Consider the following 20,763-nt stretch of genomic DNA (forward strand, 5'->3'; position numbering starts at 1 on the left):
TGCATTAAATTACTTTTTAAATTCATTATAAATTACTGCTTTTGTTGTCCTGAACGGAGTTTATACCTTATTTTTGTATGATTTTTAAAAACTTTTTAACTTATGGCGAAATCCGCAATATTGAAGTCTTCCATTACAAAGAAGTATTGGATGGCTTTTACAGGTTTATTTCTTTGTATCTTTCTTCTAGGACACTTAGCAGGAAATTTGCAATTAATTTTTGGTGATGCATTACAATTCAATCAGTATGCACTATTTATGACTACAAATCCTGCAGTCAAAATTCTTTCTTATCTAACTTATGCTTCGCTTTTATTTCACGCGATTGATGGTATCTTATTAACAATCCAAAACAAAAAAGCTAGGCCTATAGATTATGCTCACAATAAACCGGAAGCAAATTCTCGTTGGGCGTCACGTAATATGGCAATCCTGGGAAGTTTAATCCTTATTTTTATTGTATTGCACATGAAAACATTTTGGGCAGTAATGCACTTTGATGAAAAGATTCCATTGCAAACAACAATGATTGATGTTCAGCCGGGGATGCCTGCGCAAGAATTTTACATGACCACAACAGGAAGTTATTTGCCAGTTGGTAATGTTGAAGTGCGTAATGTAACTGAATTTTATGATCCTGCTGCAAAAGTAAAAATTGCTGAGGGTTACAAAGATTTGTACAAGATTACTGTAGACTTCTTTAAGGATCCTGAGTACGGATTGCTATACACAATTCTTTATGTTTTGGCTATGGCTGTCTTAGCTTTTCACTTATTGCACGGTTTTGCAAGTGCATTCCAATCAATAGGAATCAATAGTGCAAAATACAAACCTACCATTAGAGTTGTAGGTAAACTCTTCGCGGTGATTGTGCCGTTATTATTCGCAATCATTCCTCTTTACATTCATTTCTTTCTAAAAGCATAAATATATATGGCATTAGATTCTAAAGTACCAAATACAAACGGTCCATTATCTGAGATGTGGACTAACTATAAAGATCATATCAACTTAGTGAATCCTGCAAACAAACGTAATATAGACGTGATTGTAGTAGGAACAGGATTGGCTGGAGGTTCTGCCGCAGCTACTCTTGCTGAACTAGGTTACAACGTAAAAGCATTTTGTTTCCAAGATTCGCCACGTCGTGCACACTCAATCGCTGCACAAGGTGGTATTAATGCTGCCAAAAATTATCAAGGTGATGGTGACTCAACTTACAGATTGTTTTACGATACTGTAAAAGGTGGTGATTACCGCTCAAGAGAGGCAAACGTTTACCGTCTAGCAGAAGTTTCTACTAATATTATTGACCAATGTGTGGCTCAAGGAGTTCCATTGGCTAGAGAGTATGGTGGACTTTTGGATAACCGTTCTTTTGGAGGTGCTCTTGTTTCAAGAACATTCTACGCAAAAGGTCAAACTGGACAGCAATTACTCCTAGGTGCCTATTCTGCGATGAACAGACAGATAGGTCGTGGAAAAATAAAAATGTACAACCGTCACGAGATGCTAGACTTAGTAATCGTTGATGGAAAAGCTCGCGGAATTATCGCCCGTAACCTAGTTACTGGTGAAATTGAGAGACATTCTGCTCATGCAGTTGTTGTAGGATCTGGTGGATACGGAAACGTATTTTTCCTTTCTACCAACGCAATGGGAAGTAATGCTACTGCCGCTTGGAAAATTCATAAAAAAGGTGCTTTCTTCGCAAACCCTTGTTACACACAAATTCACCCAACTTGTATTCCTGTTTCGGGAGACCATCAGTCAAAATTAACTTTGATGTCTGAATCTCTTCGTAATGATGGAAGAATTTGGGTACCTAAAAACATTGAAGATGCTATTGCTATTAGAGAAGGTCGCAAAACGGCTATCGATCTTAGCGAAGATGAAAGAGATTACTACCTAGAAAGAAGGTATCCTGCTTTTGGTAACCTTGTACCTCGTGATGTTGCATCTCGTGCAGCAAAAGAGCGTTGCGACGCTGGCTACGGAGTAAACAAAACAGGTCAAGCAGTTTTTCTTGATTTTGCAGCAGCAATTCAGAGATACGGAAAAGAGAAAGCATACGTAAAGGGAATCGAACATACTGCTACTCCAGAGCAAATTATTGAAATGGGTACTGCAGTGGTTGCTGACAAGTATGGTAACCTTTTCCAAATGTATGAGAAAATCGTTGATGAGAATCCATACAAAATGCCAATGAAAATTTTCCCAGCAGTGCACTATACAATGGGTGGAACATGGGTAGATTATAATTTGATGACTACAATTCCTGGTTGCTTCTCTATTGGAGAATCAAACTTTTCAGATCACGGAGCTAACAGATTAGGTGCTTCTGCATTAATGCAAGGTCTTGCTGATGGATATTTTGTACTTCCTTACACTATTGGAGCTTACTTAGCGCCAGATATTAAAACAGGGCCAATTCCAACAAATACTCCGGAGTTTGAAGCTGCCGAAAATAATGTAAGAACTCAATTAGAGCGTTTTGTTAATAATAAAGGATCGCACTCTGTAGATTACTTCCATAAGATTTTAGGTAAAATCATGTGGGACAAAGTAGGAATGGCGAGAAATGCGCAGGGACTAACCGAAGCAATTCAAGAAATTTCAGAACTTCGCGAACGTTTCTATAAGGAAGTTCTTGTTCCTGGTACCATGGATAGCTTTAACCAAGAGTTAGAAAAAGCAATGAGAGTTGCCGATTTCTTGGAGTTGGGTGAGCTTTTCGCAAAAGATGCTTTACACAGAAAAGAATCTTGCGGTGGACACTTTAGAGAAGAATATCAAACTCCAGAAGGTGAAGCACAGCGTGACGACGAAAATTTTGCTTATGTAGCAGCTTGGGAATATACAGGGAAACCTAGCGAGGCGATTTTACATAAGGAAGAATTGAAGTTTGAAAATATTAAACTAGTGCAACGTAGCTACAAGTAAGCAGCAATTTTTAAAAAGTCAACCCAAACAAATTGTCAGATTATGACAGATTGTTTTTAAGGTTATAAAAAATAGTACCATGAAACTCACATTAAAAATATGGCGTCAAAAAAACGCCCAAGACAAAGGAGGTTTAGTTGATTATAAACTAGACGGTATTTCTGAGGACATGTCCTTTCTAGAAATGCTTGACGTTCTTAATGACGGACTTACAAATAAAGGAGAAGATCCTGTAGCTTTTGACCACGATTGTCGCGAAGGAATTTGCGGTATGTGTTCATTGTTTATCAACGGTGAAGCTCACGGACCAGATAGAGGTGTTACAACTTGTCAGCTGCACATGCGTATGTTCAAAGATGGCGATACTATCTATATTGAGCCTTTCCGTGCAAAAGCTTTCCCAGTAATCAAAGATTTAGTTGTAGACAGAGGATCTTTTGATAGAGTGCAGCATGCAGGTGGTTTTATATCTGTTAATACATCTGGAAACACTGTAGATGCCAACACTATTCCTATCAACAAGCACGATGCTGATACAGCATTTGACAATGCAACTTGTATTGGTTGTGGAGCTTGTGTAGCGAGCTGTAAAAATGCCTCAGCGATGCTTTTCGTTGCTGCAAAAGTATCTCAGTTTGCATTGTTGCCGCAAGGTAAAGTAGAAGCAGCTGACCGTGTGAAAAATATGGTGGCTCAAATGGATGCTGAAGGTTTTGGTAACTGTACCAATACTGGAGCGTGTGAAGTAGAGTGTCCAAAAGGAATTACACTTGAAGCTATTGCTAGAATGAACAGAGAATACTTTGTTGCGAATTTCTAATACAAAGTTATCTATTATAAGAAAAGGCGTTCATTTATGAGCGCCTTTTCTTATTTTAGTAGGTACGGTAGACGCAATTTTTCAAGGTTTCATGTTTTTCATTTGGGCGAGTCCTTCGCCACAACGATTTGTGCAGGCAAGACACTTTTATCTCCTTAAGTTTCAGAAGATATTTAATTTGACTCAGGTCGGGCTTTCCACTCCCAATCTTTGTTATAGCTTTTTCTTCGCAACGCCACAACAAAGGATTTCCGCTACAAACGTAGTTTACTGAACTTCTATGAAAATAAAAATAATGTGAAGTAATCCCTCTCGCAAACCACCTCTGTTAAGAACTTTTTGCAAACTCACAAAACCTTTCCTACATTTACTCTATGCAAAATGTCAAGTCTTTACAAAGCCTTTCTATACATCTTATTCAAGTTGATCTCGCTTGGGAAAACAAAGAAGAAAATCTCAAAAATATTCAACTAGAAATTGAGAAACTTCCAGATTCTGCTGATGTGGTAATTCTACCCGAAATGTTCAGCACAGGATTTACCATGCAACCTGAATTAGTGGCGGAGGCAATGACCGGCAAAACAGTTAAATGGATGAAGGAGATAGCTTCTAAATTCGAAATCGCTCTCGTTGGAAGTATTGTCATTGAAGAAAAAGACAAGTTTTACAATAGATTGCTTTTCATAACCAAAGATGGAATTTTAGAAACCTATGACAAGCGACATTTATTTTCCTACGCCGGCGAGGACAAAGTCTATACACCAGGAATAGATCGAAAAATCATAAATTACAAAGGTTGGAATATCTGTTTGCAAATTTGCTATGATCTGCGTTTCCCAGTTTTTATTAGAAATCACGGGGAATATGATTTATTGCTATTCGTAGCCAATTGGCCAGAAAGTCGAGTGTTAGCTTGGGATACTTTGCTAAAAGCGCGTGCAATCGAAAACATCTGTTATGTAGCAGGTGTTAATAGAGTAGGAAATGACAAGCACGATTATCACCATAATGGACATTCTCAGCTAATTGATTTTCTTGGAGAATTTCTGATCGAACCTCAACAAGTAGTTGGTGCTTTTCAATTTACCATCAAGAAGCAACCTTTATTAGACATTAGAAAAAAGCTGGGATTTCTAAATGATGCTGATGCGTTTACTTTAGAATAAACGGCTGATCAACATCCCAATTTGCCCGAACATCAATTGAAGTGGGGAAGTAAATCACTTCTTCTGCCTGTCTATTTTCAAGAAAATTCCCTTCGTCCCAACGGCCGTTTTTATTAGTATCGTAAATTATTCGAAGATTATAAAGCATTGGGTCAATCAAATTAAAGTCGACAATGTTACCTTCTTCTAAATAGCTCGTTGCTATGGTTGCGCCCTTAACATCGCTTAATTCGACGATTACCGGATAGGTTTTAATATTCGAAATGGCGATTCTAAGATTTCCATAATCGGAAGTGTTTTTCGTGGAAACAGAATAAACTAATGTGTCATTTTTCCTGTTGTAGAAATCCTTTACGGCGCCCGGTAGAAACTGAATTTTATATTTCTCGAGCGGTTCTTTCTTAAATTTAACCTTCAATTCCATCAGGAATTCATCGTATTTTACAGAGAATTTCTGGGCAGTTGAGTCTTGCGATCTTACCGTGATTTTTGTGCTGTCAATAAAAGTTAAGGGCGTGGCACTTTTTAACGCAAATTCTTCACGTAGTGGCAAACTACTGCTATATCGAGGATTTAAAACTAAGGAATCACTCTTCTGTTCTTTAAGACGTATGCTAAAATCTTTGGTATAACTTCCTTTTGAAACAGTAACTCGAATCGAATCTTTGACTGACGGTGGAAACCAAACCAAAACCGAATCCTTGTCCACAACTTTTGTTACCACATTTGGAACTTCTGAATTGCCATCAAACGTTTTAATTTTTGCCATTTCAAAGTTACCTTCATAACCCAAAGTGAGTTTTGATCCATTTGTTTGCGCAGGTTTATTTGCCTTTAGCGGACGCGATTCCTTAAATAATTTTAATGTAAAAAGACTATCAGTTGGCATTGTTATAGTTTGAGAAAGAAATCCAATTTTGTCCGCTTTCGGATCGTACTTATTATTTGAATTCTTATCTTTTAAAGCAATCAACTTATATTTTCCCGGCTTTATATTTTCGATTTCAAAAATTTTGATACTATCCAAAGTGTTGGTAATATATCTCGGACGCTGCTTATAAATCAACGAATCGGTATAGTTTTCATCGAATTCATAAAGCATCACTGAGACAAATGGCTCAACATCTTTATTGTAAGCATCAAAAACTCGACCTCTCAACTTCAGAGAATCTATTATACTCCCAGTCGAGAAAACGTATTTAAATTGCTGATATGGATTGCCTTCGTTGTTGTCTTCGATACTTTTTCCGAAATTAAAACTGTAAGTTGTGTTCGCCTTTAGTGTATCGAGAATTTTAATAGTAATTGTCTTGCTCGCCGTAGTGGGTGTAATAATCGGTTGACGCTGCATTGGTGGCGAAACGATTAATTGTTTACTCAAGTTTTTGAGCTTTATGTATTCGTCAAAAACTATTTTTATCTCGTTTCCTTCAAAGTTGGTAGTGTAATTTGGAGGATAACTTTGCTTCATTACCGGCGCAATTGTATCCTTAAGTCCGCCCGAAATTGACGCTCTTTTGGCGCAGCTAGAAAGGACAACTAGTGTAAGCAGGATAGTGAATATGTGTCTGAACATTGACGTATTGATTTAAAATACAAAATAACGATTAATATTAATGTTATTGCTAAATTAATCTTTAATAATTTTGGACAAATAATTCCGTTTTGTGTCCACCTTAGTTTTATAAAATGTCAAAAATCTTGCAGCGATTCTCCTTTTTACTATTAGTCGTTTTAATGTTTAGCGCTTGCGCAAAAAAGCCGCTGCCAGAGGTTTCATTTTATTATTGGCGAACGGTTTTCTCCTTGACCGATGCGGAGCGTGATATCTTAAAAACAACTAATTCAGCTAAAATCTACCTGCGTTATTTTGATTTAATTTTGCCGAAAGGCAGCACCGAAGCAATTCCCGAAAGTCCGATTACCTTCAAGGATTCAACTTTAAATCTGAAGATCATTCCAGTGATTTATATCAAAAATGAAGTAATGCTCAACGACAAAGAAAACCTCGAAATGCTTGCTGATAAGATGCTAGATTATATTTCTCAGATCAATAAGAAGAACAAAATTAGTACCTCGGAAGTTCAAATAGACTGCGATTGGACCTTGGCTAGCAAGAATAATTTCATGAAGTTTATGGAAATTCTGAAGTCAAAAAATTTAGACACTTTATCGGCAACAATTCGGCTACATCAAATAAAGTACGCTGCAACCACGGGAATACCCAATGTAGATTATGGTGTTTTAATGTACTACAATATGGGAAAAATCGCTGCCGACGATTCGAATTCCATTTATGATCGAAAGATAGCCGCACAATATCTAGCCAAACTTTCAGAATATCCGCTTCCGCTAAAAGTGGCGCTTCCAATTTTCTCGTGGGCGGTACAAATTCGGACAAATAAAGTTGTGGGGCTTAGCGCCAAAATCACTCAAGAAGATGTAATTTCGAATGATTTTGAAAAAGTTTCAGAGAATGTTTTTAAAGTCAAAAGAAGTCATTACCTCAAGGGAAGTTTTCTGAATAAGAATGATTTATTAAAAATCGAAAAGGTAAGCTCGAAAGAATTATCAGATATGGCATCAGATTTAAAGAAGAATTTAAAAGAAACTCCTTCTGAAATTATCTTTTTTGATTTGAATGAAAATAATATAAAACAGTATGACAAATCCATTTATAAAGAGATTACTACTTCTTTTTAGTAGCGCAACATTATTGGTCTACGGAACAATTTACGCTTGTGGTGGTGGCGATTGGGATTGGTTTTTCGATTCTAATTTTGCGCCCGAAGCATTCGTAGACAAATCCTACACACCACTTTTTCTGTCTGGAGATATATTTTATGACGGAACCGAAACCGACTTTATTTCGAGATATAACGATGATATTGTAGTGGATTGGAAAGGTTTTCTGGGCAACAAAATGTCTGATCAACAATTGAAATATTTTCTTTTGGACAGCAGTTATGTGGAAGTGATGAATCTACAATCTTATTACAAATCAGGAAAGATTACTTCAGAAATCAAACGTTTGAAAAACAAACTTGATATTAAAAATCCAAAAGTAAAATCATTTATTGAGTTTTTGGCTGTTGCCAAAGAAATTGAAGCGGTATCAGTAACAAGTAATCCTTGGTCTTACGAGCCAATACAATATGCCGTTTTGAATGATGCTAAATTATTGGCAAACCTGAAAAAAATGTATCAAAATGAAAATGATAGTTTTCTGAAAAATAGGTATTGGTTTCAGTATATGAAGGGTTTATTTTACAGCAGAAATCTCTCAGAAATTGCGACCTTCTTTGATCAAACTTCGTCTACAGTTCCAAAAAATGATTTGTACTACCGCGCGATGGGCTATGTCGCTGGAATTCATTATAAAAATCAAGAATATTCAAAATCGAATTATTTGTTCAGTATCATATTTGATGAAAACATCAAAATGCGCAAGACTGCCCTATTTAATTTTCATCCACAACAAGAGGTGGAATGGAATAATACTTTGCAACTTGCAAAATCCGCCAAAGAAAAATCGGCACTTTGGGCTTTGTACGGTTATTACAATGATGAAATTTTGGCAATCCAAAAAATCGCTGAACTTGATCCAAAAAATCCAAATTTGGACTTTCTATTAACTAGGGTTATTAATAAAGTTGAATCTCAGATTGATAATTCATTGGAAAAGAAAAGCATCGTAGAATATAGAAAATCGGTTCAGAGAATTGTTGATCCAAAAACGATTCAGCTGATAAATTCAATTGCTAGTTCAAGTAAAGTTGCTTCGCCTTACTTATGGTTTTCGGCCGAAGGTTATATTATGTCGCTTACCGCAGACTTCAAAGCTGCAGATATCGCTTTCGCGAAAGCGGAAAAATACTTGCCAAATAATGATTTAGCAAAAGCACAATTGGAATTGTTGAAAGTGACAAATCGAATTAGCGCAACATCTTCAATTAAATCTGCGAACATCGATAAATTGACCGCAGATATTGATTGGCTGACCTTAAAATTGCCTGCATTAAATATCGAAAATCTTCGTTATGACAAAGCCGTAATCTGGTCAAAACAATACTTATCACGACTTTATAAAGACAATGGAAATATTGTAATGGCAGAGTTGTTTGTGCCTTCAAAAGATTTTTACACCAATCAGAACGATATCGAACTGATGAAATCTCTTTTAACGAAAGCGGAAAAATCTAAAATCCAACAAATTGCAGTCAATCAATACTACCTCAAATTAGATGATATTTTTAAATTTCAAGCCGTTACCGCACTTTACAACGACAAAGTCGCTGAAGCCATTGGTTATATCAGCCAAAGTGGAGATCTACAGCAAATAGAATTTCTCGCAAATCCTTTTAACGGATTTATCAAAGATTGCCACGATTGCGAACATCGAGCGCCTCAGAAAAAGAAGTTTACTCAATTAGATTTTTTGATTACAATGCAAACACTGCAAATTGATTTGGCAAATTCTACGAATAGCTTTAGCAATGCTTTGTTGCTTGGAAATGCCTTTTATAATATTACTTTTTACGGAAATGGCCGAACCTTTTATGAAGGAAGTGTGATGGGAGATGCTTCGTACGTTGGTGGATATGATAAGTGGGCTTTTGAGCAAATTGTAAATATGGGGATGGCTAAAAAATATTATTATTTAGCCTTAAAGAGTGCTGAAAATGATGAACAGCGAGCAAAAGCCCATTATATGCTGGCCAAATGTGAGCGAAATGAATATTACCAAACCAAGTTTAAACAAGACGATTATTACTATTCTTGGAACAATGATAAGGTGAATTTCTTAGCTTGGAATGGTTTTAAAGCTTTGAAAAACGATTATAGAAATACGAAATATTACCAAGAGGTTTTGCAGGAATGTGGGTATTTTAAAACGTATGTAAATCAGCGGTAATCTAGTGCGACATCGCCATACAAACAATACTTAGTCTTGCATTTTCTATTTGCATCAATGCCCGACCGCAAGCTTCAAGTGTTGCTCTAGTGATAATTAAATCGTTAATTAATAGAAAATATTTGAAGCGTTAACATCCTAATTCACTACAAATTTTTTGTAAACTTTTTGGCCATTAAATTCTATAGCTATAATATAGATACCGGTGGAAAACGCCGAAACATCAATTGTTTTACCATTTACAACGCCAATTTCTTTCATGTCAAAACTATAGGCTTTAATTGATTGTACTTGGATATTATCTTGCATAGAGATAAATAGTTTTTCATTTGCAGGATTGGGATAAACTATAATCTCACTTTCTAGTGCAAACTTTTCATTCGAAAGATATTCCTCCGTTGGAATATTGTTGTAATAAGCTTTATTGCCCGATACATTGGTAATGACAAGTTCGCTATCTTCCCCTAAATTGTTGATCTGAAATTGAAACGAATCTTGAAGATTATTTTGATAAAATGCAACTTGTTTGTTCATTAAATTCAGTTCAACATCAGTTAACCAATCACACATATTTAATGTTACAGCAAATTGACTATCGATGAAAGTAAAAGAATTATTTTCTACAATAATGGGACCATTAAACGCAAAACAATATTCTCCAGATAGATTATCAGCGGACGGAATTCCTCCAATCTCTGTGGGTGAAATTTGAAATAACCACTGTGCAAATCCATTATACGGCGGAATATTATGGGTGATATTATTTTCTTCAATGCTGGTTAGATACCACGGAGTTCCAAGTAGTGGTGTAGAACTATTTTGAGAATGTACACCTATGGACACTAAAATTGCTAGATATAAAAATGTGTATTTCATAATTAACTTTATAAAAATTTCAGATCGATTCGAGACGTTATTTTTTGTTAGTGCAATACGTCTTGGCGCTTGGCGAGGTTTGTGAATACAGATGCGAGATTTTTAGATTAAACACAAATTTTCCAAATTAAAAACTATCTTCAAAATAGGCCTAAAACCCCAATATCGCCAAACTGCTTTTTCTAGCTAGTGCTTTATCCAAATTATTATTAATCATCATCTTCTTTCTGATAGCCTTCATAATAGTAAGATTGTTCAATTCCTTTAAAAATAACTTCTCTATTATTTATGTCTTCGGTTAAGTTACTATTTAATAAAGTTCTTAATTCCAAGTCGTTAATTGGACTTCTTTCCATTGCTTGTAAATAAAGAGATTTATCCACATATTGCCAATTGACTACTTTTTTAAGTTTAGTTTTCAGAATCATATCTAACCAAATTCTCATTGTTCTGCCGTTACCTTCCATAAAAGGATGAGCAATATTCATTTCTACATATTTGGCAACTATTTCTTCAAAAGTATTTTCGGGCATTTGCTCAATTTTGACTAAAATTTCATTTAAGTATAAAGAATTTGCAAATCTAAATCCACCTTTTGAGATGTTCTTAGTACGTACTTCACCCGCAAAATCATATAATCCTTTAAATAAATAAAAATGTATTTGATTTAAGCCTTTAGTAGTTCCAATTTCAATTTTGTTAATATCATCTGATTCAAATAAGCGATAAGCATTTTCTAAACTCTTTTTGTCAATGTTTTTCATCATAATTCAGATTTATTCAACTATTAATTTCTTTGTCAAAAATACTTTAAATGTTTGTGAATCACTTTAAAACTGATTAGTTTTTAGAGGTTTTCTTGTGTTTTTATGCAGTTTTATATTCCGTTGCGGTTCGATTGATAGTAACTAATAAGCACAATTATAATTTTCTGGAAATTTACTTATATTTTTCAACCTTAATGCGACATCGCCATACAAACGATACTTAATTTTGCATTCTCTATTTGCATCAAAGCCCGACCGCAAGCTTCAAGTGTTGCTCCAGTTGTAATTACATCGTCAATCAACAGGAAATGTTTATTATGATGCTTTTGAGGATTTTGCACATAAAACATCGGTTTGGTGGACATCGATCTTTCCAGAAGATTTTTGAAAGTTTGAGAAGAACTATATTGGCTTCGGAAAAGGAGAGAATCATTATAGGGAATTTCTAATTTTTGCGAAAGCGATTTCCCAAAAGTCGTCACCTGATTATAACCTCTTTCTCTCAATCTCCTTTTATGTAAAGGCGTGGGAATAATTTCGTCAAGATCTTGTAATGCCATATGATTGACAAGTAAAGATCCGTACCAATTACCAATTGCTTCGCCAATATCTTGATTTCCTCGATATTTTAGATTGTGAATAAGTTGCTGAACAATTCCCTTTTTATGAAAATAAAACTGAGCTCCCACAAACTGAATGTCCAATCTACCGTAGAATTTTTGCCACAACTCATTTTTATCTAATTCGTGATGATTGGTCATAGGGAGATGGTGCCGGCAAGAAGTACAAATTACTCGTTCGCCAGTTGCCAAAGCCTCATTACATCCTGCACAAAACTCCGGAAAGAACAAATTGGCTGCGTTTTTCCACATAATGTCAAAATTTCTACAATAAATATAGACATTGTTTTGATAGGGGCGTTTTATTGCTGTATATTTTATATTTTTGCGCTATGGCAAAACAAGAGGACATTTTTAAGGGTGTGATTTCGCACGCAAAGGAGTACGGATATATTTTTCCGTCAAGCGAAATCTATGATGGTTTAAGCGCAGTGTATGATTATGCACAAAATGGCGTTGAACTAAAGAAAAATATTAGAGAATTTTGGTGGAAGTCAATGGTTCAGATGCACGACAATATTGTAGGGCTTGACTCTTCAATTTTGATGCATCCAACTACTTGGAAAGCTTCGGGCCATGTGGATGCATTTAACGATCCGCTTATCGATAATAAAGATTCGAAAAGAAGATACCGCGCTGATGTCTTGATTGAAGATTATGCTGAAAAATTGCATCAGAAAGCTGAAAAAGAAATTGAAAAAGCACGTATTCGTTTTGGCGAATTCTTTAATGAAGAAGAATTTGTGACTACAAATCCACGTGTTATGGAATATAAATCAAAGCAAAAGCAAATTATAGAACGCATGGCTCATTCGCTTGAGACAGAAAATCTAGCCGATGTAAAAGCTTTGATTGAAGAATTGGAAATTGCTTGTCCAGAATCTGGTTCAAAAAATTGGACTGACGTAAGACAATTCAATCTGATGTTTGGTACTAAGCTCGGAGCATCTGCAGAAGGCGCAATGGATTTATACCTAAGACCAGAAACGGCACAAGGGATTTTCGTAAACTTTCTAAACGTTCAGAAATCAGGTCGTATGAAGATTCCTTTCGGAATTGCTCAAACTGGAAAAGCTTTTAGAAATGAAATTGTTGCAAGACAATTCATTTTTAGAATGCGTGAGTTTGAACAAATGGAAATGCAATTTTTTGTACGTCCAGGCGAAGAAATGGAACACTATAACTATTGGAAAGAAGCTAGACTTAACTGGCACTTAACTTTAGGACTAGGAAAAGAAAATTACCGTTTCCACGATCACGAGAAATTGGCGCATTACGCAAATGCAGCCACAGATATCGAATTTAATTTCCCATTTGGATTTAAAGAATTGGAAGGAATTCACTCAAGAACTGACTTTGACCTAAAAGCGCACGAAAAATTCTCTGGTAAAAAATTACAATATTTTGATACAGAGCAAAATCAAAGTTATACTCCTTATGTAGTAGAAACTTCGGTAGGATTGGATAGATTATTCTTGGCAGTTTTTTCTAAATCATTAAAAGAAGAAACTTTAGAGGATGGCTCAACTAGAACAGTTTTGGCATTGCCAACTGTACTTGCTCCAATAAAAGTAGCGGTATTGCCTCTAATTAAAAGAGATGGACTTCCAGAAATCGCTCATAAAATTATTGCTGACTTGAAACTTGATTTCAATGTAGTGTATGATGAAAAGGATGCTGTAGGAAGACGTTACAGAAGGCAAGATGCTTTGGGAACTCCTTTCTGCGTTACTGTAGATCATCAGACAATAGAAGATAATACAGTTACAATTCGACATAGAGATTCTATGAAGCAAGATAGAGTTGCAATTTCTGATCTTTACAAAATTGTAAACGAGGAAGTTTCGATGACAAATTGGTTGAAGAAATTGATTAAATAGAATGTATATTCTGTAGTTTTAAAAGCCGAACTTTCTATAGTTTCGGCTTTTTTTACTTTAATGCAGTATTATCTAGATTTTATAATCCTAACTTTTAGATAAATCGGCAAACGCTGATGTTCTATAAATCCATCAGTCAAGGATTATTAGAATAGCTATTAGAATTAAACAGTATTTTGACTTTTGTTGACAATTCAAAAACACTATCTTGCTACACATTGCAGGATATTTTCGACATATACTAATTCAGTAATAACCGAATAGTTTCATATTCTGTGCGAGCAGTTTTTTATAAATAATAGTAAAATTAAGTAGTCTAGTAATGCAAGAAATGAACATTCTGATTGTCGACGATCATCCATTTATTATCGAAGGATATAAAAATGCTATTAATTCATATCCGGCTGAGGGAATTAATTTTAAAATTACTGCGGCTAAGGATTGTAAGTCGGGATATGATGCAATTATGAATGCCGTTGATACTCCGTTTTCTGTAGCGTTATTGGATTTTAGTATGCCTGCTTATATTGAAAAAAACATTGCAACTGGCGAAGATTTAGCTTTGTTAATCCGAAAGGAAATGCCCAATTGCAAAATTGCACTTCTCACCATGCATACAGAGTTGCTTAAAATCAGTGCAATTGTAGAGGATTTGAAACCTAACGCACTTATAATAAAAAATGACTTAACATTTGACGAACTATTAATTGCATTTGCGGCAGTAATGAATGATGAGTTTTATTACAGCACTACGGTTAAAGCAACCGTAAAGGCTGTAAAAGAAGATTATTCACTGGAAATAGATTCCTTTGATAAGCAGATTTTATTTCACTTAAGCAAAGGAACATCAGAATTGGAAATTCCGCGGTATGTTCCTTTGTTATTAGAAGCAATTCAACAAAGAATATGCAATTTAAGTGAGCTATTAGGAAGCACTCCAAATGACCATCAGTCACTAGTTTTAGCAGCAAGGAGTAGGAAATTGGTTTAACGATTTAGTCTTCTGCAATTGCATCCCAGCCTCGAGATTTGAGTTGAATCTTCGTGTTTGCTCGAGTTACAAGATGAATTCCTTCACTTTCCTGAGTCATATGACCAATGATTGTAAAATTTGGATTTCCTTTTATTTTTTCGAAATCATTAATCGAAATTGTAAAAAGTAATTCGTAATCTTCACCGCCATTTATTGCAACAGTTGTAGAGTCAAGATCAAATTCCTCACATACATTTATAAACTGAGGATCTAAGGGCAATTTGTCTTCATAAAGATTACAACCCACTTGTGATTGCTTGCACAAATGCATTATTTCTGAAGATAAACCGTCAGAAATATCAATCATCGAAGTAGGTTTTACTTCAAGGGCGTGTAATAATAAACGAACATCTTTGCGAGCTTCAGGTTTTAGCTGACGCTCAATTAGATAAGAATACGCGTCAAGATCAGGTTGTGAATTTGGATTTACCAGAAAAACTTGTTTCTCTCTTTCCAAAACTTGAAGTCCCATATAAGCTGCTCCAATATCACCTGTAACAACCAACAAATCTGTGTCTTGAGCGGTGCTTCGATAAACGACTTCATCTAAATCAACCTCACCAATTGCGGTAATGCTAATGATTAATCCTTTTTGAGATGAGGTGGTGTCACCACCAATAACATCAACATTGTATTCCTTGGCGGCATGATTAATTCCTGCAAACAAATCGTCCAACGCTTCTAATGGAAATCTATTTGAAACCGCAATCGAAACCGTTATTTGAGTTGGTTTGGCGTTCATAGCACAAATATCAGAAAGATTGACTACAACTGCTTTATAGCCCAAATGCTTCAGTGGCATATAAGCCAAATCAAAATGAACTCCCTCTATCAAAAGATCGGTTGAGATCACTATTTTTTTATCTTTAAAATCTAAAATTGCAGCATCATCACCAATTCCCTTTATCGTGGATTCATGGTTAATCGAAAAGTTTTTTGTCAGGTGATCTATAAGTGCAAATTCTCCCAATTGTGAAATACTTGTCTTCTGCGGATTTTTATCTTCAATCATATTTTGAATGTCATTTAGTAAAAAACAAAGGTACAAAGTATTGTTGCTACGACACTCATGGATTAGTAAAGGATCATTTCCAAATTAATTGTTAATTTATTTGTAACAAACTTTGTACCTTGTGTACCTATATCAAAACGATTCTCTTTAAACACTTTAATTATATGAAGTTAAGCATACAAAACCTCACCAAAATCTACAAGAACGGCACTAAAGCCCTTGATAATTTAAATCTCGAAATCGGATCTGGAATGTTTGGACTCTTAGGGCCAAATGGAGCTGGAAAATCTTCACTAATGCGTACAATTGCAACTTTGCAAAAACCTGATAGCGGAACCATTACTTTTGAAGGCATCGATGTTCTTAATAACAGTACTGCATTGCGAAAAGTTTTGGGCTATTTACCACAAGAATTTGGAGTATATCCAAATATGTCTGCCGAAGATCTTTTGCAGTATTTTGCTCGATTAAAAGGAATTTCGTCTTCATCAGAACGAAAAGATTTAATCAAAAAAGTTTTAGAAGTAACCAATCTTTACGATCAACGCGGAAAAGCAGTAAGCGGCTATTCGGGCGGGATGAAACAACGTTTCGGAATTGCACAGCTGTTGCTAAATGACCCAAAATTAATTATTGTTGATGAACCAACTGCCGGACTTGATCCTGCCGAGAGACATCGTTTCTTAAACGTTCTTAGAGAAATTGGTACAAACCACACCGTAATATTTTCGACACACATTGTAGATGATGTGAAAGATCTTTGCAACGAAATGGCAATTTTAAACGGTGGAAAAATTCTACTTCAAGGAACTCCCGAGCAAGCAGAATCACAATTAAATGGTCAGATTTGGACAAAAATGATTCCTCGTGATCACCTGGAAAAGTATGAGCACGATTTTAATGTAATCTCATCAAAATACAATCAGGATAACACGCTTAATATCAAAGTGCATAGTGTAACCGCACCAGATGAAACTTTTATTAATGCCGATCCGCAACTCGAAGATGTTTATTTTGTGGCACTAAAATCCGATTCATAGATGTTTAAAACCATATTTTCTTTCGAACTAAAAAGATGGTTTAAAAATCCGTCTCTCTATATTTATTTTGCATTGTTTTTTGCAATTTCATTCCTATTTGCCGCAGTTATTTTTGGTTTTTTCGATAGTATAACTGCTTCTGGAAGTTCAAATGCCTACGCAAATTCGCCAGTTGCACTAAATAGCTTTATCAATGGACTCAATTATTTAATCTATTTTCTACTGCCAATAGTAATCGGATCTTCGATTTACCGAGATTTCCGCTACAATATGCATACAATTTTGTTTTCGTATCCATTTAGTAAAATGGACTACATCGCAGGAAAATTTTTAAGTTCATTGCTCGTTGTAATTATTATTACTCTTTCTATAGTCCTCGGAATTATTGTGGCCTCGGTCTTGCCACTTGCCAATCAAGCCGTTGTGGCTCCCTTTGATATAATGGCCTATGTCCAAATTTATGCGATATACGTCATTCCAAATCTATTCTTCTTTGGAGTGATAGTTTTTGCGTTAGTCACGCTTACGCGAAATATATCCGTGGGGTTTATTGGGGTAATCGTTTTAATACTACTTAAGGTCGTTGTGTCAAGTTTTACAAGCAATATTGATAATAGATATCAAGTAGCACTTTGGGAACCTTTTGGCGAGGAAGCTGCAGAATATTACACTAAATATTGGACTATTGCGGAGCAAAATGTAAATATGTTGCCATTTGAAGGTGTCATTATCTATAATAGACTGCTGTGGCTAGGGATATCAATCGCGGTTTTTATGCTGGTTTACACTTTGTTTTCGTTCAGTCAAACTGGTATTATCATTAGCCGAACTAAGAAAAAAGAACGTCTAATCAAGAATAATTTCGGTGGAATTGTTCGCATAGTTTTGCCAAAAGTAAACTATGATTATTCTACCTGGCAAAATATTAAAACGACCTTTAGCCTCTCGAGGTACGACTTTAGTTATATTGTACGCAATTGGACATTTATAACTATTTCATTCGTCGGACTTTTGGTACTGATCTTAATGTCGGCCACCGCAGGAGAAATATTTGGCACAAGTACATACCCAGTCACGTGGCAAATGTTAACTTTACCGGGTACTTTCTTTAGTTTCTTCATCAATATTCTAACTTTCTTATTTGCAGGAATGTTGATTCATCGCGCAGATTTGGCTCGAATGAAACATTTGGTAGATGTAACGCCAATCCCAAATTGGGTGCTGCTTCTATCAAAGTTTATCGCGCTACTAAAAATGCAGCTATGTCTGCTATTGCTAATTGTAATTGCAGGTGTGGCAATTCAAGCCCACCACGAATATTATAATTTTGAACTTGGCCTGTACTTTTATGAGTTGTATGCATTAAAATTTATCAACTTCGTAATATGGGCTTTATTGGCACTGTTTGTACATACATTGTTCAAAAATTATTTGCTAGGATTCTTTGTGTTGCTGTTGCTTTCAATCGCGATTCAGTTTTTACCAATGATAGGAGTAGAGCAGAAAATCTTTATTTTTAATTCGGATACACGATACAGTTATTCAGATATGAACGGATTTGGCTCGTCACTTCCACTGTATTTTTTGTACAAATTTTATTGGTTACTTTTTGGATTATTTTTGTACGGCCTATCGCTTTTATTATGGAAACGCGGAGTCGGCGGAAATTCAGCAGACAATTGGTCAAACTTTAAAAGCAGGTTTAAGCCGTCTGTATATATTCCGATGGCAATCGTTTTAATAGCTTTCGTAGGATTAGGATTTACCTTTTATTATCAGGACAATGTTGTCAACACTTTCTTTAGCAGTAAAGATGTAGAAAAACAGCGTGCCGAATATGAAAAAAAGTATAAACAATACGAAAATTATGCGCAACCCCGAATTGTGAATATCAAAATTGATATGGACATTTTTCCCAAAGAGAGAAACCTTGCAGTCAATGGAACATTTGTCTTAAAGAATAAAACTGCAGAAGCAATCGATTCGCTATTTGTAAGCTATCAAGATTACGAAACAGCGATTACATTTGATAAAGCTGCCAAATTAGTTTCAAACGATACTCTATTTAGATTTAGTATTTACAAATTCGACACACCATTAGCCGCTGGAGATTCGCTAATTATGAATTTCAAGTTAAAAAATAAAAAGAATACTATTTTCACTGATAATTCGCCAGTGCTTGCCAACGGAACATTTATTAATAATGCACATTTTCCTTCGATTGGATATTCAGATCAGCAAGAGCTAACTGACAATGATGTTCGTAAAAAGTACGGACTTGGGGACAAAGAACGAATGGCAGCAACTGATGATCTAAAGGCGCGTCAAAATAATTATATCTCTGGCGACGCCGATTGGCTAGATTTTGAAACTACGGTCAGCACAGAAAAAGGTCAAATTGCCATCGCACCTGGAAATCTTGTGAAGCGATGGGAAAAAGACGGTCGAGATTATTTTCATTATAAAATGAAAGGTCAAATGCTAAATTTCTATGCTTATCAATCGGCCGACTATCAAGTAAAGACTGATACTTACAAAGGTGTTGCGATCGAAATCTATTACGATCAAAAGCATTTGTATAATGTGGATCGAATGATTAGCTCACTAAAGAAATCATTGGATTATTACACGACAAATTTTAGTCCGTACCAGCATGATCAAATTAGAATTATCGAGTTTCCTCGTACTGCCGGAAGTTTTGCGCAGGCATTTGCCAATACAATTCCATTTTCTGAAGGGATAGGATTTATTGCCAATGTAGACGAAGAGAACGACGATGCTGTAGATTACCCATTTGCGGTCACCGCACATGAGATGGCGCATCAATGGTGGGCACATCAAGTAATTGGTGCTAACGTACAGGGAGCGACCTTGCTGTCTGAGAGTTTGTCCGAATATAGTTCGCTGATGGTTTTGCAAAAGGAGTATGGAAAAGGACAGATGCGAAAATTCCTTAAGGATGCTTTGGATTCCTACTTAATGGGCAGAAGTGTTGAGGGCAAAAAAGAGAAGCCGTTAATGTACAACGAAAACCAGCAGTATATTCATTATAACAAAGGTTCTCTAGTTCTTTATGCGCTTAGCGATTATATTGGCGAGAAGAATATGAATGCCGCTTTGAGCAAGTATATTGCCGACGTCGCTTATCAGCAACCACCTTATACCAATTCTATTGAGTTTGTAAAGTATCTGAATGCTGCCACTCCAGATTCGTTAAAGTATCTAATTCCAGATATGTTTGAAACTATAACACTCTACGAAAACCGTATTAAAGATGCGAAAGTTGAAGAATTGCCTAATGGTAAATTCAAAGTGACTATTGACACCGAGAGCAGTAAATACCGCTCGGACGAGAAAGGAAAGCGTATTTACGATAATGGAAATGGAAAAACCATTTATACAAAAACGCGCAGTGGTAATGAAGATGTCAGATCTATTCCGCTGGCAGATTACATCGAAATCGGAGTTTTCTCTGAATCAAATGCAGGTTCAAGTACCAACGAAGAGCAGCTCTATTTAGAAAAGCGTAAGGTTACAAAAATCGATAATCGATACATTATTATCGTGGACAAGAAACCAACCGAAGTTGGAATTGATCCTTATAATAAGTTGATTGATGCCAATTCTGGAGATAATAGACGTAGATTGTAGAACCGTAAATCCTATTAAAAACAATAAGCCTCGAAATTAA

General features: G+C 35.6%; 15 protein-coding genes. 10 read left to right on the top strand and 5 right to left on the bottom strand.

The features are described 5' to 3' along the window. The first annotated feature begins 102 nt into the window (after window positions 1-102). From SBO79_RS04075 to SBO79_RS04090, 4 genes are all read left to right on the top strand, one after another. Complete coding sequence (locus tag SBO79_RS04075; protein WP_318642212.1) at window positions 103-927, top strand: succinate dehydrogenase cytochrome b subunit; 825 nt, start codon at window positions 103-105, stop codon at window positions 925-927. A gap of 6 nt (window positions 928-933) precedes the next feature. Continuing rightward, window positions 934-2,943 carry a fumarate reductase/succinate dehydrogenase flavoprotein subunit gene (locus tag SBO79_RS04080; protein ID WP_318642214.1) on the top strand — a complete coding sequence of 670 codons (2,010 nt, stop codon included), beginning with the start codon at window positions 934-936 and terminating at the stop codon, window positions 2,941-2,943. 79 nt (window positions 2,944-3,022) lie between these two features. After that, window positions 3,023-3,763 (top strand): succinate dehydrogenase/fumarate reductase iron-sulfur subunit, encoded by a 741-nt coding sequence (locus SBO79_RS04085; protein WP_318642217.1) that lies wholly within the window; start codon window positions 3,023-3,025, stop codon window positions 3,761-3,763. A 374-nt stretch (window positions 3,764-4,137) separates the two neighbouring features. Further along, a complete protein-coding gene (locus SBO79_RS04090) occupies window positions 4,138-4,929 on the top strand; it encodes a nitrilase family protein (protein WP_318642219.1) in 792 nt (263 codons plus the stop codon). Here SBO79_RS04090 and SBO79_RS04095 read toward each other — a convergent pair. Then, a complete protein-coding gene (locus SBO79_RS04095; protein ID WP_318642221.1) occupies window positions 4,916-6,505 on the bottom strand; it encodes an Ig-like domain-containing domain in 1,590 nt (529 codons plus the stop codon). The two genes, SBO79_RS04090 and SBO79_RS04095, sit on opposite strands and share 14 nt — an antisense overlap. A 113-nt stretch (window positions 6,506-6,618) precedes the next feature. Between SBO79_RS04095 and SBO79_RS04100 the strand changes: the two genes are divergently transcribed. After that, window positions 6,619-7,632: a hypothetical protein gene (locus SBO79_RS04100; RefSeq protein ID WP_318642223.1), complete on the top strand. Its 1,014-nt coding sequence runs from the start codon at window positions 6,619-6,621 to the stop codon at window positions 7,630-7,632. After that, window positions 7,592-9,844 (top strand): hypothetical protein, encoded by a 2,253-nt coding sequence (locus tag SBO79_RS04105; RefSeq protein WP_318642225.1) that lies wholly within the window; start codon window positions 7,592-7,594, stop codon window positions 9,842-9,844. The genes SBO79_RS04100 and SBO79_RS04105 overlap by 41 nt, the downstream gene beginning before the upstream one ends. A 138-nt stretch (window positions 9,845-9,982) precedes the next feature. On the opposite strand, the gene SBO79_RS04110 is transcribed toward SBO79_RS04105, so the two are convergent. The 3 genes from SBO79_RS04110 to SBO79_RS04120 form a co-directional block, all read right to left on the bottom strand. Continuing rightward, the gene (locus tag SBO79_RS04110) at window positions 9,983-10,720 is read right to left on the bottom strand and encodes a T9SS type A sorting domain-containing protein (protein ID WP_318642227.1); all 738 of its coding nucleotides are present in this window, start codon (window positions 10,718-10,720) and stop codon (window positions 9,983-9,985) included. 209 nt (window positions 10,721-10,929) lie between these two features. Continuing rightward, a complete protein-coding gene (fic, locus tag SBO79_RS04115; protein WP_318642229.1) occupies window positions 10,930-11,487 on the bottom strand; it encodes a protein adenylyltransferase Fic in 558 nt (185 codons plus the stop codon). A 191-nt stretch (window positions 11,488-11,678) separates the two neighbouring features. Further along, window positions 11,679-12,359, bottom strand: a complete 681-nt coding sequence (locus tag SBO79_RS04120; RefSeq protein ID WP_318642231.1) for a ComF family protein — start codon at window positions 12,357-12,359, stop codon at window positions 11,679-11,681. Between the two features lie 80 nt (window positions 12,360-12,439). On the opposite strand from SBO79_RS04120, the gene SBO79_RS04125 reads away from it, so the two are divergent. Beyond that, entirely contained in the window at window positions 12,440-13,987 is a 1,548-nt protein-coding gene (locus SBO79_RS04125; RefSeq protein WP_318642233.1) for a glycine--tRNA ligase, read from the top strand. Between the two features lie 322 nt (window positions 13,988-14,309). Further along, complete coding sequence (locus SBO79_RS04130; protein WP_318642235.1) at window positions 14,310-14,978, top strand: response regulator; 669 nt, start codon at window positions 14,310-14,312, stop codon at window positions 14,976-14,978. Window positions 14,979-14,982: 4 nt separating this feature from the next. Here the strand turns inward: SBO79_RS04130 and thiL are convergent, their stop codons facing one another. Then, window positions 14,983-16,032: a thiamine-phosphate kinase gene (gene thiL / locus SBO79_RS04135; RefSeq protein ID WP_318642237.1), complete on the bottom strand. Its 1,050-nt coding sequence runs from the start codon at window positions 16,030-16,032 to the stop codon at window positions 14,983-14,985. A 164-nt stretch (window positions 16,033-16,196) separates the two neighbouring features. On the opposite strand from thiL, the gene SBO79_RS04140 reads away from it, so the two are divergent. Together SBO79_RS04140 and SBO79_RS04145 are read left to right on the top strand one after the other, a co-directional pair. Then, a complete protein-coding gene (locus tag SBO79_RS04140) occupies window positions 16,197-17,072 on the top strand; it encodes an ABC transporter ATP-binding protein (RefSeq protein ID WP_318642239.1) in 876 nt (291 codons plus the stop codon). Then, window positions 17,073-20,723, top strand: a complete 3,651-nt coding sequence (locus SBO79_RS04145; protein ID WP_318642241.1) for an ABC transporter permease/M1 family aminopeptidase — start codon at window positions 17,073-17,075, stop codon at window positions 20,721-20,723. Window positions 20,724-20,763 lie beyond the last annotated feature (40 nt).

Origin of the sequence: Flavobacterium ardleyense (assembly GCF_033547075.1) — a bacterium.
Lineage (GTDB): Bacteria > Bacteroidota > Bacteroidia > Flavobacteriales > Flavobacteriaceae > Flavobacterium > Flavobacterium ardleyense_A.

Coding starts and splice junctions, on each gene's coding strand:
- SBO79_RS04110 (WP_318642227.1), bottom strand. CDS start 10,720: ATGAAATACACATTTTTATATCTAGCAATTTTAGTGTCCATAGGTGTA.
- SBO79_RS04100 (WP_318642223.1), top strand. CDS start 6,619: ATGTCAAAAATCTTGCAGCGATTCTCCTTTTTACTATTAGTCGTTTTA.
- SBO79_RS04120 (WP_318642231.1), bottom strand. CDS start 12,359: ATGTGGAAAAACGCAGCCAATTTGTTCTTTCCGGAGTTTTGTGCAGGA.
- SBO79_RS04140 (WP_318642239.1), top strand. CDS start 16,197: ATGAAGTTAAGCATACAAAACCTCACCAAAATCTACAAGAACGGCACT.
- SBO79_RS04090 (WP_318642219.1), top strand. CDS start 4,138: ATGCAAAATGTCAAGTCTTTACAAAGCCTTTCTATACATCTTATTCAA.
- SBO79_RS04145 (WP_318642241.1), top strand. CDS start 17,073: ATGTTTAAAACCATATTTTCTTTCGAACTAAAAAGATGGTTTAAAAAT.
- SBO79_RS04075 (WP_318642212.1), top strand. CDS start 103: ATGGCGAAATCCGCAATATTGAAGTCTTCCATTACAAAGAAGTATTGG.
- SBO79_RS04080 (WP_318642214.1), top strand. CDS start 934: ATGGCATTAGATTCTAAAGTACCAAATACAAACGGTCCATTATCTGAG.
- SBO79_RS04125 (WP_318642233.1), top strand. CDS start 12,440: ATGGCAAAACAAGAGGACATTTTTAAGGGTGTGATTTCGCACGCAAAG.
- SBO79_RS04095 (WP_318642221.1), bottom strand. CDS start 6,505: ATGTTCAGACACATATTCACTATCCTGCTTACACTAGTTGTCCTTTCT.
- SBO79_RS04105 (WP_318642225.1), top strand. CDS start 7,592: ATGACAAATCCATTTATAAAGAGATTACTACTTCTTTTTAGTAGCGCA.
- SBO79_RS04130 (WP_318642235.1), top strand. CDS start 14,310: ATGCAAGAAATGAACATTCTGATTGTCGACGATCATCCATTTATTATC.
- SBO79_RS04085 (WP_318642217.1), top strand. CDS start 3,023: ATGAAACTCACATTAAAAATATGGCGTCAAAAAAACGCCCAAGACAAA.
- fic (WP_318642229.1), bottom strand. CDS start 11,487: ATGATGAAAAACATTGACAAAAAGAGTTTAGAAAATGCTTATCGCTTA.
- thiL (WP_318642237.1), bottom strand. CDS start 16,032: ATGATTGAAGATAAAAATCCGCAGAAGACAAGTATTTCACAATTGGGA.